This window comes from Roseateles sp. FW305-36 (assembly GCF_058787015.1).
In genome coordinates this window covers 301,378-315,418 of the sequence record NZ_JBYSZK010000004.1, presented here as the reverse complement: position 1 = coordinate 315,418, position 14,041 = coordinate 301,378, and the positions used below count along the sequence as shown (strand labels likewise).

Genomic DNA, 14,041 nt, shown 5'->3' with positions numbered 1-14,041 from the left:
CCTACAAGACGAGGGAGCCTGCACCGGCATGGACCGGGCCCGAGTCACCTCAAAGTGGTCTCCACCGCAAACGTCGACAACGACGATCTGGAGGCCAAGATGAAATTTCCGAAATCGATGCACGCCGAGGGTTGGGCCAGCCACCTGGAAGAGACCCGGCCCGATCATCTGCCCGACGCCCTGAAACCCGCCGCCCAGGCCAGGCCGGCCGTGGGCCCGGCGCGATTCAAGCCCAGCGGTGCCGGCGCCAAGATCGACATCCACGCACCGTTGAATGCGGCGGCTGCAGCGCCACGCGCCGAACCGGCCTATGTGCGCCCCCAAGCGGCTCCTGCCCCGACAGCCGCCCTCCAGCGTGACCGCCAGATGAGCTGGATGATCCCGGCCGGTGCCGGCGCCGCCATCATTGCCGCCGTCGCGATCTGGGCCATCAACCGTCCGAGCCCGGCGCCCGTGACGCCGCCTGCTCTCGTGGTGGGCAGCGCCGAACAGCCGACGCAGGTGGCCGAAGCCACTCCGGCGCCCGAGGCGCCCGCCGCATCGCAGGTTCTGGACAGCAGCACGGCCGCCACCACCGCCGTGGCGGAGGCAACGCCTGCCGCGCCCGCCAAGCCCGAGGCTGTTGAGCCGGCTCCGGCCAAGCTGGGGCTGCCGGTGACGACCAGCCGCCCGGCTGCCGAGTCGCGGACCCTGGCCCAGGCCCCGACGCCTTCGCCGCGTCCGGATCTGGTGCAGCGCGCCGCGCCGACCACGCCGGCACCCACCCTGCCACCGCCGACGACGGTCGCTGCCGCGCCGCTTGACGCCCAGCCGCTGAGCGTGCCGCCCGGCTCGGCGCCCCTCGTGATGCCGCCGACTTCGGCCGGCCCGGTGACGGCGCCGCAGCCCATCGTGGCACCGCCGGCTGCCATCCCGCCTGTCGCCTCCACCACGCCTGACGCGGCCGCCAGCTCGGCTGCCACGGGCACGCCGCCCCTGGCCCAGGCCCAGCCCGTGCCCCAGCCGGTCGTGCCGCAGGCCGAGGACAGCGGCATCACCGCCAAGGTGCGCATGGCCCTGGCCGCCGACGTGGCGCTGTCTGCGGTACCCATTGCCGTCAGCACCGACCACGGCGTCGTGAAGCTGGAAGGCCAGGCGCCCGACAGCCAGACGCGTGAACGCGCTACCGTCGTCGCTTCGTCGGCCACCGGCGTGAAGGCTGTCGACAACCGCCTGACCCTGCCGCCTCCGACGGTCGTCAGCCAGGCGACCGGCCTGCAACAGTAAGCTGCTGCCGGCATGAAAAAGGCGCCCCTCGGGGCGCCTTTTGCTTTGAGGCGTCGAGCCTCAGTGGCAGTGCTGGCTGCGAGCCGGTGCCAGTTCGGCGTCGATCAGCGCTTCCTCGGTCACCTCGCGGGCGGCCTCGAGCTGCAGGCAGAGTTCGGTGATGCCGTCCTCGCGGCCGCCGACGACTTCGGGCAGGGGTGCGGCGGCGATGTCGGAGGGCAGGTCGGCCAGGGCACCGATCAGCTGGAACAGCAGCTCCAGGCTGGCTTCGCCGTCCTGGGGCAGGTCGCGCGCGGCGCCCAGGCTGCGGGCCAGATACCAGCAGGCTTGCGCCGCGTTGTCGCAGGCCTGGGCCTTGAGTTCCAGGGCGCGGTTGCGGGCGTCGGCCTCGCTGCGTGCCTGGCTGATCTCATAGGCGCCGAGATCGGCCGGGACGGCATCGTCCAGCGAGAGCGCGGCAAAGTCGAGTTCGTGGGCCATGAGGTACTGCGGCGTTCTTGAGTCGGGGCCATCGTAACGGCGGGCCGGGTCGGGAGGCGTCCCCCGATTCCCGGCGTCGTGACGCAATCGCCGGAACTAAGTCACGGGACGGCTTCTATTCAACGCTTCTTGGTCGGGCGGGTCCAGCCGGCGATGGCGACCTGTTTGCCGCGCGCCACGGCCAGGCTGCCGGCTTCGACATCCTTGGTGATGGTGGAGCCGCCGCCGATGGTGGCGCCGTTGCCCAGCTTGACCGGGGCCACGATGACGCAGTTGGAGCCCACATGTACGTCGTCGCCGATGGTCGTGCGGTGCTTGTTGGCGCCGTCGTAATTGGCCGTGATGGCGCCGGCGCCGTAGTTGACGCGCTCGCCGACGGTGGCGTCGCCCAGATACGCCAGGTGGTTGGCCTTGGCACCCTTGGCCAGCGTGGAGTTCTTGACCTCGACGAAGTTGCCGATGTGGACCTCGGCGCCGAGCTGGGCACCGGGGCGCAGCCGGGCGAAGGGGCCGATCAGCGCGCCTTCGCCGACGCTGGCGCCGGCGGCCTCGCCGTCGATGTGGGTGAATTCGTGGATGCGGGCGCCGGCAGCGATCCTGGCGTTGCGGATGACGCAGTTGGCGCCGATGCGCACGCCGTCACCCAGGCTCACGTCACCCTCGAAGACGCAGTTGACGTCGATCTCGACGTCCTGGCCATGGCTCAGCGTGCCGCGCAGGTCGAAGCGGGCCGGATCGGCCAGGCGCACGCCGGCATGCATCAGTGCCGTCGCCTGGCGGAGCTGGAAGGCGCGCTCCAGCTGGGCCAGCTGCACCGGGTCGTTGACGCCCAGCACCTCGATCTCGTTGTGGGCCTTGATGCCCAGCACCGGCAGGCCCTCGGCGACGGCCATGGCGACGATGTCGGTCAGGTAGTACTCGCCCTGGGCGTTGTCGTTGGTCAGCTGGCCGACCCAGCGCTTCAGCGCCACGGTGGGCGCGGCCATCATGCCGCTGTAGCCCTCGTGGATGAGGCGCTGCTCGGGCGTGGCGTCCTTGTGCTCGACGATGGCCAGCACGCCGCCGTCGTCGGGGTCGCGGATGATGCGGCCATAGCCGGTGGGGTCGGCCAGGTCGACGGTCAGCAGCACCAGGGCATGGCCGGCGCAGGCGTCGATGAGGGCCTTGGCGGTGCTGGTCTCGATGAGGGGCACGTCGCCGTTGAGGATCAGCGTCGTGCCTTCCCCCACCAGGGCGGGCACGACCTGCTGGATGGCGTGGCCGGTGCCGAGCTGGGGCATCTGGCGCACGAAGGAAACGCCGGCGACGGCCGCCTCGACCTGGTCGGCGCCATGGCCGGTGATGACGATGCGGGCGGCGGCGGTCAGCGGCTCGCAGCTCTTCAGCACATGGCCGAGCAGGGAACGGCCGGCGAGCTTGTGCAACACCTTGGGCGTTGCGGACTTCATGCGGGTGCCCTTGCCCGCCGCCATGATCACGATATTGAGCGCCATGCCTGCCTTGCGACTACGTTTTATTGACGAAGTCGCGATTATGGGCAGGCGGGCGCCAGCTTCAGCGCATGCCCTGCACCGCCACGCGGTGCGACTTGGGGTTGACCTTGGGGAACTCGGCGAGGGCGGCGTCAAACAGATTGGCGATGACGGCCTCGCTGCCCATGGTCATGCCCTCGTTGCTGGCATGGGTCTCGAACAGGGCTTCGCCACTGGCGCGGTCGCGCATCAGCAGGGCCACGGCGCGGTCGTAGCGGCGGTCGAAGAAGGGATCCTGGCGCCAGCCAAAGCCACCCCAGCCCGGGGCATAGCCATAGCGCGGCGAGATCAGGCGGCCGCGCCAGCGCCACCACAGCGGGTCGTCCCAAGGCACGGGGTCATAGGCGGTGACGCGGGCGCCGAGAGTCACGAGCACGTCGGCGCTCTTGGCGTCGGACGCGGGCTTGAAGCCGGCCTTTTCCAGCGCGGCCTTGGCGGCCTCTTCCAGCGTGGCCTGGCGCTTGGCGGCCTCTTCGCTCTGCTGCTGCGAAGGCAGGCGATCGAAGGCATAGCTGCCGGGCTTGCGGTCAGCCGGCCAACTGCCATAACTGGAGACGTCAGCGGAGACCGTGTAGGGACCGGTGCAACCGGTGATGGCGACGACCGAGGCGGCGGCCAGCGTGGAAAGAATCAGGCGGCGGTTCATGGAACACCTCCATCTTGGCGATGGAGGCATTCTGGCCCCGCCAGATTGCCCTCATGTAAAGGCGGCGCAAAACAGGTCACCGCGACGGCGGGCGCTCAGGTTTGGGATGGGATGCAAGGCGCAAACCGGAGTCGGGCTGGTTGCCCGACGAGGATTTGCAACGCAGCAGGCCGCCCAAAGCTGAGATGCCCGACGAGTGAGTGGCCTGTTTTGCGTCGCCCTAGCGTTGCAGTGTGATCACCGAAGCGGTCGGCGACGGCGTGGCGCAAGATTCATCGTCGTCGAAGGCGATGTCGCCGCCCGCATCGGCCACGCCCGTCGCCTTCATGGTCTCGAAGGGGAAGAGCTTCTTGTCCATCATGTGCGAGGGCACGATGCTGCCCATGGCGGTGAAGATGTTGTCGATGCGGCCCGGGTAGCGCTTTTCCCACTCGTTGATCATGGCCTTGACCTGCACGCGCTGCAGGTTCTCCTGGCTGCCGCACAGGTTGCAGGGAATGATGGGGAACTCGCGGTGTTCGGCCCAGCGCACCAGGTCGGGCTCCTTCACATAGGCCAGCGGGCGGATGACGACGTTCTTGCCGTCGTCGCTGACCAGCTTGGGCGGCATGCCCTTCATGCGGCTGCCGAAGAACATGTTCAGGAACAGCGTCGTGACCATGTCGTCGCGGTGGTGGCCCAGCGCGATCTTGGTGGCGCCCAACTCGCCCGCCACGCGGTAGAGGATGCCGCGGCGCAGGCGCGAGCACAGGCTGCAGGTCGTCTTGCCCTCGGGGATGAGCTTCTTGACGATGGAATAGGTGTCCTGGTTCTCGATGTGGAAGTCCACGCCGCGCGAACGCAGGTAGTTGGGCAGCACCTCCTCGGGGAAACCGGGCTGCTTCTGGTCGAGGTTGACGGCGACGAGGCTGAACTTGACGGGCGCACGCTGCTGCAGGTTGAGCAGGATGTCCAGCATCGCGTAGCTGTCCTTGCCGCCCGACAGGCAGACCATGACCTTGTCGCCGTCTTCGATCATGTTGAAGTCGGTGATGGCCTGGCCGACCTGGCGGTGCAGGCGCTTGGACAGCTTGTTGATTTCGTGAGCGGCCTTCTTTTCGGCGGCGGCTTGGTCCAGGTCAATCACGTCGGTGTTCATGGTGGTCATGGCGTTCTCGTCAGAGGCGGGCGCTTGGTGCCTGCCGAATCATCCAGCGGCTGTCGTGGAACTGGCTTTGCCAGGCCACTGACAGCGCCCCCTTGAGGGGGCCGGCGCAGCCGGTAGGGGGTGGGCTCGTTCTTCACCAGATTCCAGTTTCGGAGCTGACTGCAACTTCGCAGTCGGGAAAGATTTCGAGCTTGGTCAGCTTCACGCGCACGCCGACGACGCCGGTCAGGCTCATCAGGCGGTTGCTGAGCTTGCCCACCAGGGCTTCGACGAGGTCGGTGTGCTCGGTGGTGCACTCGTCGATGATGGCCGCGCGGATGCGGCGGTAGTCCAGCACGCGGCCGATGTCGGCGTCACGCGCGACGATGGGCAGGGCGCCGAGGTTGACCTCGGCATCCACCTGGATGGGCTGCGGGCCGGTGCGCTCGAAGTCCAGGATGCCCAGATTGGCCTTGAAGCGCAGGCCTTGCAGGTGGATGACCTGGCGGTTGTTGAAGCGCTGCGGCGCGGCCGCCGCGGCTTCGGGACGCAGCGCCTGCTCGATGAGCTTGGCGGCCTGCACACCGTCAGCCAGGGCCGTCTGCACGCAAGGGTGCCAGCGGGCACTGGCGTCGCCGGCGACAAAGGCGTGGGGGCGGTCGTGCTCGCTGAGCAGAGCAAAGGCCGAGGGCTCGGGTTCGAAGCCCAGCAGCGCGGCGACGAGATCGAAGCGCTCGTCGCCGACGGTGACGCCGCTGTCGTCGGGTCGCAGGCCGTCGGGCAGCGGCGTGGCCAGGCGCAGCTGGATGCGCGGATGGGCCTCGACGCGGTTGATGAGATGGACTTGCGCCCGCCAGCTGCCACGCGCCCACAGCGTCACATCGCTGCCGCGGTCGGCCAGGAACAGCGCGTTCTCGGCCGCGTTGTCACCGGCGCCCAGCACCAGCACGCGCCCGGCGGGCAGCGACTCGCGACGGGCGGTCAGCGCGGTGGCGTCCAGCACCCGCGGGTGAGGCACGGCGAAGTAACGGGCCGGCTTCAGCAGTCGCAGGCCGGTGGCAACCAGCAGCGCGCGAGCGTGCACATGCTCCCCGCTGGCCAGTTGCAAGGTCCAGGCGCCGGCGGCGTGACGGGCCGATTCGGCCGTGCTGCCCAGGCGCAAGGTGATGCCGGGCGTGGCCTGGACCTGGTTCGCGTAATTCAGTGCCAGATCGGTCAGCGCGGCGGCGGGCTGGCCCAGCACCCAGTCCTGGCGGAAATCCAGGCTGCGCAAGGCGGCACAGAGCTGGGGTTCGCGCTCGACCAGCAGCGTCGACAACCCCAGCTGCGCCAGCCACGACGCGGCGCTGCAGCCCGCGGGGCCGCCGCCGAGGATGGCAACGTCGATGGAAGTGGAGTCGGGCATGGGGTGGCCGGGCAAAGCGCCGGATTATCCCAGCCGGGGCTATTTCCTGCTCAACCGCTTCCAGAGGCGCCAGCCCAGGAGCGCGGCAAGGATCACGCCATAGACGGCCGGCTCGGCGAAGTTGTGCTTGCCGGCGCGCATCCAGATGAAGTGCATCAAGGCGATGACGGAGATGGCGTAGATGGCCTTGTGCAAGGCTTGCCAGCGCTTGGCACCCAAGGCCTTGATGGCCTTGTTGAAGCTGGTGGCGAACAGCGGCAGCATCAGCGCCCAGGCCGTGAAGCCCATCAGGATGAAGGGCCGCTTGGCGATGTCGGCGGCGATGACGGCCAGGTCCAGCCCCTGGTCCAACCAGCCATAGGCCAGCAGATGCAGGGTGGCGTAGCTGAAGGTGAACACGCCCAGCATGCGGCGAAAGCGCGCCAGCGCGGCCAGGCCCGTCAGCTCGCGCAGTGGCGTGATGGCCAGGGTCAGCCACAGACCGCGCAGCGTCCAGTCGCCCAGGCGGCGGATCAGTGCCTCGGCCGGGTTGGCGCCGAGCTGGTTGGCAGAGGCGCCATAGACCAGCCAGGCCAGGGGCGCGAGGCAAAGCAGGAACAGCACCACCTTCGCCGCTGGCTTCAGCAGCGCGCGCGTCAACGCGGACTTCATCAGTAGTAGCGCTTCAGGTCCATGCCGGCGTAGAGCTGCCCCACCTGGGCCTCGTAGCCGTTGAACATCAGCGTCGGGCGCTTCTTGGCGAACAGGCCGTCCTCGCCAATGCGGCGTTCGGTGGCCTGACTCCAGCGCGGGTGAGCCACGTTGGGGTTCACGTTGGAATAGAAGCCATATTCCTGCTGGGCCGCCTTGGTCCAGCTTGACATGGGCTCCTTCTCGACGAAGCGGATCTTGACGATGCTCTTGGCCGACTTGAAGCCGTACTTCCAGGGCAGCACCAGGCGCAGCGGCGCGCCGTTCTGGTTGGGCAGCACCTCGCCATACATGCCGAAGGCCATCAGGGCCAGCGGGTGCATGGCCTCGTCGATTCGCAGGCCTTCGATGTAGGGCCAGTCCAGCACGCCCGAGCGCACGCCGGGCATCTGCGCCTTGTCGGCCAGCGTCGTGAACTCGACGTACTTGGCCTTGGACGTGGGCTCGACCTTCTTGATGATTTCGCTCAGCGAATAGCCCACCCAGGGGATGACCATGCTCCAGCCTTCGACGCAGCGCAGGCGGTAGACGCGCTCTTCCATGGGCGCGAGCTTGAGCAGGGCGTCCAGGTCGTAGCGGCCCGGCTTGGCGCATTCGCCCTCGATGCTGACCGTCCAGGGCCGCGGCTTCAGCGTGTGGGCGTTGGCGGCGGGGTCGGACTTGTCGGTGCCGAATTCGTAGAAGTTGTTGTACGAGGTGGCGTCGGCATAGCTGGTGATCTTCTCCATCACCAGCGCGCCGGGGACGGCCGAGCGGGCCCCCGGCAGCTTGGGCAACTTGCCGCCGCCCGGTGCGGCCTGGGACAGGGCCAGCGGTGACGTGGCCGCCAGGCCCAGGCCGGCCAGGGCGGTGCGACGGTTCAGGTAGACGCGGCGCGGCGTGATCTCGCTGGACAGCGGCTCGTGGAGGGCGGGGGTCTTGATCAGCATGGGGTGTGCGATTCGGTGAGGCTGGCGGTTCGGTCGGCCGGGGATGGGTGGAACTTACACCGGCAGGCGTTCCCCCGTACGAGGTCCTGTGTAAACCCGACTGTTGCTGTCCTTGACTGCCGCAGCCCGGCGGCCGAGCATGCCGTCATGCCTGCCACCCTGTCGGCTCCTGCTCCCCTGCATTGGCGTGACACCAAGCGCTACGCCTGGTTGCTGTCTGGCCTGTTTCCGGGGCTGGCCTGGCTGAACGTCTGGCAGGCCGACCGCAGCGGCGACGCTTTCTGGCTGTGGCTGCTGCCGGGCGTCATGTACACGCTGATCCCGCTGCTGGACACCGTGCTGGGCGAGGACCGCAGCAACCCGCCCGAGGCCCAGGTCGCGGCGCTCGAGGCCGACCGCTGGTATCTCGCCGTGCTGCTGCTCTTCGTGCCGCTGCAGTTCGGGCTGACCCTGCACGGCGTCTGGCTGGCGATGCACGGCGGCCTGGGTGTGGTGGGCCTTGTGGGCCTGGTGCTGACGGTGGGCGGCATCAATGGCGTGGCCATCAACACCGCCCATGAACTCGGCCACAAGCACGCCGCCTGGGAGCGCTGGATGTCACGCCTGGTGCTGGCGCCGGTGGCCTATGGCCATTTCTTCGTGGAACACAACCGCGGTCACCACCGGCGCGTCGCCACGCCGGAGGACCCGGCCAGCGCGCGCCTGGGCGAGAGCTTCTGGGCCTTCCTGCCCCGCACCGTGCTGGGCAGCCTGCGCTCGGCATGGAACCTGGAGCGCGAGCGCCTGGCCGGCCGCGGCCATGGCCCCTGGCATTGGCGCAACCAGTGCCTGCAAGCCTGGGCCATGACGGGGGTGCTCTATTCAGGTCTGATCGTCTGGCTGGGCTGGGCGGTGCTGCCCTTCCTGCTGGTGCAGGCGGCCTACGGCATCCAGTTGCTGGAGGTGGTGAACTACATCGAGCACTACGGCCTGCTGCGCCGGCGCGGTCCTGACGGCCGCTACGAGCGCTGCGCGCCCGAGCATTCGTGGAACAGCAACCACCGCATGTCCAACCTCTTCCTGTATCACCTGCAACGGCACAGCGATCACCACGCCCACCCGGCGCGGCGCTACCAGGCTCTGCGGCATTTCGAGCAGGCGCCACAGCTGCCCAGCGGTTATGCCGGCCTGCTGCTGGTGGCCTATGTGCCACCACTGTGGTTCCGGTTGATGGACCGGAGGGTGATGGGGCATTACGGCGGGGAGTTGCAAAGCGCAAATGTGCAGCCAGGGGCGCACCAGAAATACGAAAAGTCGTGGCGGGCGCAGGCGTCTTGAGGCGGGTCAGGGTGCACCGGCCTGCATGAGCCGAACCGCTTCGGCAAGGCCACGCTGCAGCGTCTCGATTTCGTAGGGCTTGCGGATCACGGGCACGCTGATCGCACTCACGTTGTCTGCGTAGCCGGTGGCGACGACGGCGGCCATCGTCGGCCGCTGTGCCTTGGCCCAGTTCACCAGATCGACGCCATTCATCGATCCCGGCATGACGACATCGGAGAACAGGACGTCGAAGTGTTCTTCGGAGAGCAGCGCCTGGATGGCCTCATCCGCGCTGTGGCAAACCCGGACCTGGTGCCCCGTCGCGCCAAGGGCTGCCGAGACCACCGAGGCGATCAGCGCATCGTCCTCCACCATCAGCAAGCTGAAGGGGGCAGTGGCTTCGGCAACCGGTGTCGGGACCGGGAGCGCCGGTGCGCTCTGGTCGCTGGAAGCCGCCGGCAGGTAGAGCGAGACCCGCGTCCCCTCGCCGGGCTTGCTGGACAGTTTGATGTTGCCGCTGGACTGGAGCGCGAACGCATGGACCTGGGCCAGGCCCAGGCCCGTTCCCGAGCCCACGGGCTTGGTCGTGAAGAAGGGCTCGAACGCGCGGGCCATCGTCTCGCTGCTCATGCCCGCGCCGTCGTCGGTCACCTCCAGGCAGACATAGCGGCCGTCCGCCAGGCCTTCAACTTCATCCTGGCGCGCCAGGCGGGCGGACACCTTGATGCTCCCACCGGTGGGCATGGCATCCCGCGCGTTGAACACCAGGTTCAGCAGGGCCATGTCGAACTGGGTCTCGTCGACAAACACCGGCGGCAGGCCGGGATCGATGGTTGCCGTGAGGGTGACGCCGGCGCCCACGGCCTTGCTGGTCAGTTCGTGCCCCTTCAGCACGGCATCCGTGATATTGAGCAGTGAAGGCTCAAGGGTCTGCACGCGGCCGAACATCATCATCTGCTTGACGAGGTCCGCCGCCTTGGACGTCGCGCGCACGGCCGCGCTCAGCGTCTTCTGTTCTTTCTCGCCTGTCACGCGCAGTTTCAGGACCTGATGCGCCGTCGTGATGGTCTGCAGGAGATTGTTGAAGTCGTGCGCCACACCGGCGGTCAGGCGGCCGACGAGCTCGAGCTTCTGGCTCTGCAGCAACTTGGCCTGCGCTTCGGCTTCGGCACGGACGGCTTCCTCCACGCGGCGCTCCAGCAAGGCCGTCGCCTCGTGCGCCTTGAGGCCTGCCTCGTGCAAGGCCGTGGCGACATCGTCGAACTCCTGCACCCCCGAGTGCAGCCGTTCAGGCACCTGGTTGCTGCCGAGATCGGCCGCGGCCCGGCTCAGGCTCTCCACGGCATCGCTGATGGCTCTGGCGCCGTAGAGGGCGCTCACCAGCAGCACCAGCAGCAAGAAGCCTGAAGCGCCCATGGCCTTCGCCGACGCAGCCCACGCGGCAGCGGTCAGCTGTGCGCGCGGGATCGCAACGACGACCGACCATCCGTAGGCATTCGGGCGCGTCAGATAGGTCAGCGAGGAGGTGCCGTCCAGCGTCGTGGAGTCCGCAAAACCGACGCCTCCCTCGAGGATGCGGCTCTTGAACGAAGGGGAGGCCGACAGGCCCATCCAGCGTTCCGGATCGCGTGAGCGGGCCATGATGATCTGGTCGCCATCGACGACCGAGACCAGCGTCGAGGGGGAGGCGGCGGCTTCGCGCAGCAGCTTCTGGATGCTGGAAGGCTCGAAGGCGACGCCGACGTTGTAGCTTTGCGGATCCATGTCGGGCACGGGCACGGTCACGGTGATGACCGGCTTGCCGGACACGGGCCCCTTGGGCACGAACACGATCTTCGGTTCCGACTGCGTGAGAGGCTGGGGTCGCGTGCGTGCGATGGGCTCCGGATCGAACGGCGCCAGCGTGTTGGCTCTCAGCGTCGCGGGTTCCACCAGCAGGGCCCAGTTGTCGGTTCCTCTTGTCGCGATCGTCGCGTTCTCGTGAAAGCGGGCGAAGTCACCGTCACGAACGGCCCTGGAAGCCGCCAGCGAGCGCGCCAGTACCGCGCGCTTGTCCAGCTCGCGCTCGACCAGGGTGTTGATGCCCTCGGCGAAAACCTGGACCTGATGCAGGTCGGCTTCGGTTTTCTGCTGATGCAGATTCCATGTCAGAAGGCCGAAACCCGCCGCGGCAGCCAGCCACACGCCGAACACGACGACAAGCAACCGAGTCCGGATCCGCATCTCACCCCTGGGCAATGGAACTGTTGGTCAAATTCTAGGTGTGAGGCGGCAAGGGCCGGGATGCGGAAAGTCGCTGCAAGGCGAGCGCCGGATTGAGGCTGGGAGCCGTCATCGCGGTTCGGCTGGATGCAGCCAGGCCCGTCGCTACCTTCTCGACTTGGCCGCTGCCGCGGCGCGTGGTTTCGGGTCGGGGCATTCCGCCACGCGCTGGGGAAAGACCTCGAGCAGCCAGTCCATGAACACGCGCAGGCGGTGCGTCACGTGCCGCGCCTGCGGATAGACGAGCTGAAACGGATACGGCGCCGGGCGCCAGTCGTGAAGGATCTCCACCACCGAGCCGTCGCGAAGCGCCGAGGCGGCCGCGTAGCCGAATGTCTGGACGATGCCGAGGCCAGCGACGCAGGCTGCAAGGTGGGCATTGCTCTCGTTGACGCCCACGCGGTGGTCGACCTTGATCTCCGTCGGCTTGCCATCGCGCTCGAAGCGGAAGGGGAAGGGCCTGCCGGTATTGCTCGACACGTAGCAGACCAGCCGATGGCCGTTCTTGAGTTCGTCGGGATAGGCGGGCGTGCCGAACTGCTTCAGATAGGCCGGCGCTGCGCAGGTGATCATCACGGCTTCGCCCAGCCGGCGCGCCACCAGGGAAGAACTCTCCATCGCCCCTCCGCGGATCACGCAGTCGACCTTGTCGCCGATCAGGTCGGCCGATCGGTCCGACACGCTGAGATCGATGCGGATGTCCGGGTAGCGCGTCATGAAGTCCGCCAGCACGGGGATCAGCACGTCGCGCGCCGTGGAGCCGCCGACGTCGACTCGAAGCTGGCCGCGGGGCTTGCCGCGCGCCATGTTGAACGCCCCGTCGATGTCCTCGAGGTCGCGCAGCACCCGGCCGCTCTTGGCGTAGTACTCCTCGCCTTCCGGCGTCACCGTCACGCGCCGCGTCGTGCGCTGCAGCAGGCGCACGCCGAGATGGCCCTCGAGGTCGCGCACCAGCTTGCTGACGGTGGCGATGGGCATGCTCAGGGAATCAGCCGCCCGCGTGAAGCTGCCCGCCTCGATGACTCTCGCGAGGGCGCGAATCGCCGACAGCTGGTCCATGCCGATTTCTCCTCGAGTTCGCCTTGATTATCTATATGCATAGATAGTAATTGCATCTTTATCTATTTTTCTTTCAATCCGGCTTTCCTACATTGAGCCCATGCCGATAGCGACGGCGCCTCCCGATGGAGGTCCAGCCGCCACGAGGCGCACCTCTCAACCTCATCTGAACGGAGCTCAACATGAACAAGCAACTCGAAGGAAAGATCGCCCTGGTGACCGGGGGCAGCTCGGGCATCGGCCTCGGCGCCGCCAAGGAATTGGCTGCCCAGGGCGCCCGGGTTTTCATCACCGGCCGTCGACAGGCGGAGCTGGACGCGGCGGTCGCCGAGGTCGGCCCGAATGCCATCGGCATCCGCGCCGACGCCTCGGTGCTGGCCGACCTGGACACGGTGTATGCGGAGATCGCGAAGAAGGCCGGCCGCCTGGATGTGCTGTTCGCCAATGCCGGCGGCGGTGACATGCTGCCGCTGGGCGCCATCACGGAGGAACACTTCGACCGCATCTTCGGCACGAATGTCCGCGGCGTCCTGTTCACCGTGCAGAAGGCGCTGCCGCTGCTGACCGACGGTGCATCCATCGTGCTGACGTCATCGACGACATCGGTGCTCGGCACGGCCAGCTTCAGCGTCTACAGCGCCAGCAAGGCCGCCGTGCGCAACTTTGCGCGCTCATGGGCGCTGGACCTGAAGGATCGCGGCATCCGCGTGAACGCCGTGAGCCCGGGCCCCATCCGCACGCCTGGCCTGGGTGGCCTGGCGCCGGACGACGCCACGCGTCAGGGCCTGTTCGACTACCTCGCCGCCCAGGTGCCGCTGGGCCGCCTCGGCGAGCCGTCGGAAGTCGGCAAGGTGGTGGCCTTCCTGGCCTCGGACGCGGCCAGCTACATCAACGGCGTCGAACTGTTCGTCGACGGCGGCATGGCCCAGGTCTGAGCCCCCGCACCCCAACAAGGAACAGCATGACAACCGCACTCGAACTCCTCAAGGCTTATCTGGACAACATCCAGGACCCAGCCGCCGCGGCGGCCGTCTTCGCGGAGGACGGCATCCTCGAGCTGCCAACGGTCAACGCCCGTGCCGTCGGCCCGGCGCAGATCCGGGGCCTGGTGGCCGGCATCCTGACGCGCGTGCCCGACTTCCGGTTCAAGGACCTGCAGGTCTGGATCGACACGCCCGACAAGGTGTTTGCCGAGTATTCCGTCGAGGCCCTCGTCGCCGCCACGGGCAAGCTCTACCGGCAGACCTATGCCGGGGTACTGATCGCCGAGAACGGGAAGATCAAGCGCCTGCGCGAAGCCCTGGACACGGCAGCCGCAGCAGCGGCATTCAAGCAGGACTGAGTGCG

At 68.1% G+C, this 14,041-nt stretch carries 13 protein-coding genes and 1 pseudogene; 4 read left to right on the top strand and 10 right to left on the bottom strand.

Annotated features, from left to right (window positions below; genetic code table 11):
• The first annotated feature begins 99 nt into the window (after positions 1–99).
• Positions 100–1,266 carry a BON domain-containing protein gene (locus AC3WOE_RS10055; protein WP_492690151.1) on the top strand — a complete coding sequence of 389 codons (1,167 nt, stop codon included), beginning with the start codon at positions 100–102 and terminating at the stop codon, positions 1,264–1,266.
• A gap of 60 nt (positions 1,267–1,326) precedes the next feature.
• Here the strand turns inward: AC3WOE_RS10055 and AC3WOE_RS10050 are convergent, their stop codons facing one another.
• The 8 genes and pseudogenes from AC3WOE_RS10050 to msrP form a co-directional block, all read right to left on the bottom strand.
• Positions 1,327–1,746 carry a hypothetical protein gene (locus tag AC3WOE_RS10050; RefSeq protein ID WP_492690149.1) on the bottom strand — a complete coding sequence of 140 codons (420 nt, stop codon included), beginning with the start codon at positions 1,744–1,746 and terminating at the stop codon, positions 1,327–1,329.
• Between the two features lie 119 nt (positions 1,747–1,865).
• The gene (gene glmU, locus AC3WOE_RS10045; protein WP_492690146.1) at positions 1,866–3,239 is read right to left on the bottom strand and encodes a bifunctional UDP-N-acetylglucosamine diphosphorylase/glucosamine-1-phosphate N-acetyltransferase GlmU; all 1,374 of its coding nucleotides are present in this window, start codon (positions 3,237–3,239) and stop codon (positions 1,866–1,868) included.
• Positions 3,240–3,300: 61 nt separating this feature from the next.
• Entirely contained in the window at positions 3,301–3,924 is a 624-nt protein-coding gene (locus tag AC3WOE_RS10040; protein ID WP_492690144.1) for a DUF4136 domain-containing protein, read from the bottom strand.
• Positions 3,925–4,144: 220 nt separating this feature from the next.
• A complete protein-coding gene (ttcA, locus tag AC3WOE_RS10035; RefSeq protein ID WP_492690142.1) occupies positions 4,145–5,071 on the bottom strand; it encodes a tRNA 2-thiocytidine(32) synthetase TtcA in 927 nt (308 codons plus the stop codon).
• Between the two features lie 133 nt (positions 5,072–5,204).
• Entirely contained in the window at positions 5,205–5,603 is a 399-nt protein-coding gene (locus tag AC3WOE_RS10030; RefSeq protein WP_492690328.1) for a dihydroneopterin aldolase, read from the bottom strand.
• Positions 5,604–5,915: 312 nt separating this feature from the next.
• Positions 5,916–6,455: pseudogene (locus AC3WOE_RS10025) on the bottom strand (NAD(P)/FAD-dependent oxidoreductase); the annotation flags it as partial.
• A 39-nt stretch (positions 6,456–6,494) separates the two neighbouring features.
• Entirely contained in the window at positions 6,495–7,106 is a 612-nt protein-coding gene (msrQ, locus tag AC3WOE_RS10020) for a protein-methionine-sulfoxide reductase heme-binding subunit MsrQ (protein WP_492690140.1), read from the bottom strand.
• A complete protein-coding gene (gene msrP / locus AC3WOE_RS10015; RefSeq protein WP_492690139.1) occupies positions 7,106–8,074 on the bottom strand; it encodes a protein-methionine-sulfoxide reductase catalytic subunit MsrP in 969 nt (322 codons plus the stop codon). The genes msrQ and msrP overlap by 1 nt, the downstream gene beginning before the upstream one ends.
• 147 nt (positions 8,075–8,221) lie before the next feature.
• On the opposite strand from msrP, the gene AC3WOE_RS10010 reads away from it, so the two are divergent.
• Positions 8,222–9,391, top strand: coding sequence for an alkane 1-monooxygenase (locus AC3WOE_RS10010; protein ID WP_492690137.1), 1,170 nt, complete (start codon positions 8,222–8,224; stop codon positions 9,389–9,391).
• 6 nt (positions 9,392–9,397) lie between these two features.
• On the opposite strand, the gene AC3WOE_RS10005 is transcribed toward AC3WOE_RS10010, so the two are convergent.
• Entirely contained in the window at positions 9,398–11,578 is a 2,181-nt protein-coding gene (locus AC3WOE_RS10005) for a hybrid sensor histidine kinase/response regulator (RefSeq protein WP_492690136.1), read from the bottom strand.
• Between the two features lie 162 nt (positions 11,579–11,740).
• The gene (locus tag AC3WOE_RS10000) at positions 11,741–12,694 is read right to left on the bottom strand and encodes a LysR family transcriptional regulator (protein WP_492690134.1); all 954 of its coding nucleotides are present in this window, start codon (positions 12,692–12,694) and stop codon (positions 11,741–11,743) included.
• Between the two features lie 182 nt (positions 12,695–12,876).
• On the opposite strand from AC3WOE_RS10000, the gene AC3WOE_RS09995 reads away from it, so the two are divergent.
• Together AC3WOE_RS09995 and AC3WOE_RS09990 are read left to right on the top strand one after the other, a co-directional pair.
• Positions 12,877–13,629, top strand: coding sequence for an SDR family NAD(P)-dependent oxidoreductase (locus tag AC3WOE_RS09995; protein WP_492690132.1), 753 nt, complete (start codon positions 12,877–12,879; stop codon positions 13,627–13,629).
• A gap of 26 nt (positions 13,630–13,655) precedes the next feature.
• Positions 13,656–14,036: a nuclear transport factor 2 family protein gene (locus tag AC3WOE_RS09990; protein WP_492690131.1), complete on the top strand. Its 381-nt coding sequence runs from the start codon at positions 13,656–13,658 to the stop codon at positions 14,034–14,036.
• Positions 14,037–14,041 lie beyond the last annotated feature (5 nt).

Bases quoted from the DNA above. Each gene is read 5' to 3' on its own strand.
- AC3WOE_RS10040 (WP_492690144.1), bottom strand. From the start codon at position 3,924: ATGAACCGCCGCCTGATTCTTTCCACGCTGGCCGCCGCCTCGGTCGTC.
- ttcA (WP_492690142.1), bottom strand. From the start codon at position 5,071: ATGACCACCATGAACACCGACGTGATTGACCTGGACCAAGCCGCCGCC.
- msrQ (WP_492690140.1), bottom strand. From the start codon at position 7,106: ATGAAGTCCGCGTTGACGCGCGCGCTGCTGAAGCCAGCGGCGAAGGTG.
- AC3WOE_RS10000 (WP_492690134.1), bottom strand. From the start codon at position 12,694: ATGGACCAGCTGTCGGCGATTCGCGCCCTCGCGAGAGTCATCGAGGCG.
- AC3WOE_RS10010 (WP_492690137.1), top strand. From the start codon at position 8,222: ATGCCTGCCACCCTGTCGGCTCCTGCTCCCCTGCATTGGCGTGACACC.
- AC3WOE_RS10055 (WP_492690151.1), top strand. From the start codon at position 100: ATGAAATTTCCGAAATCGATGCACGCCGAGGGTTGGGCCAGCCACCTG.
- msrP (WP_492690139.1), bottom strand. From the start codon at position 8,074: ATGCTGATCAAGACCCCCGCCCTCCACGAGCCGCTGTCCAGCGAGATC.
- AC3WOE_RS10050 (WP_492690149.1), bottom strand. From the start codon at position 1,746: ATGGCCCACGAACTCGACTTTGCCGCGCTCTCGCTGGACGATGCCGTC.
- glmU (WP_492690146.1), bottom strand. From the start codon at position 3,239: ATGGCGCTCAATATCGTGATCATGGCGGCGGGCAAGGGCACCCGCATG.
- AC3WOE_RS09995 (WP_492690132.1), top strand. From the start codon at position 12,877: ATGAACAAGCAACTCGAAGGAAAGATCGCCCTGGTGACCGGGGGCAGC.
- AC3WOE_RS09990 (WP_492690131.1), top strand. From the start codon at position 13,656: ATGACAACCGCACTCGAACTCCTCAAGGCTTATCTGGACAACATCCAG.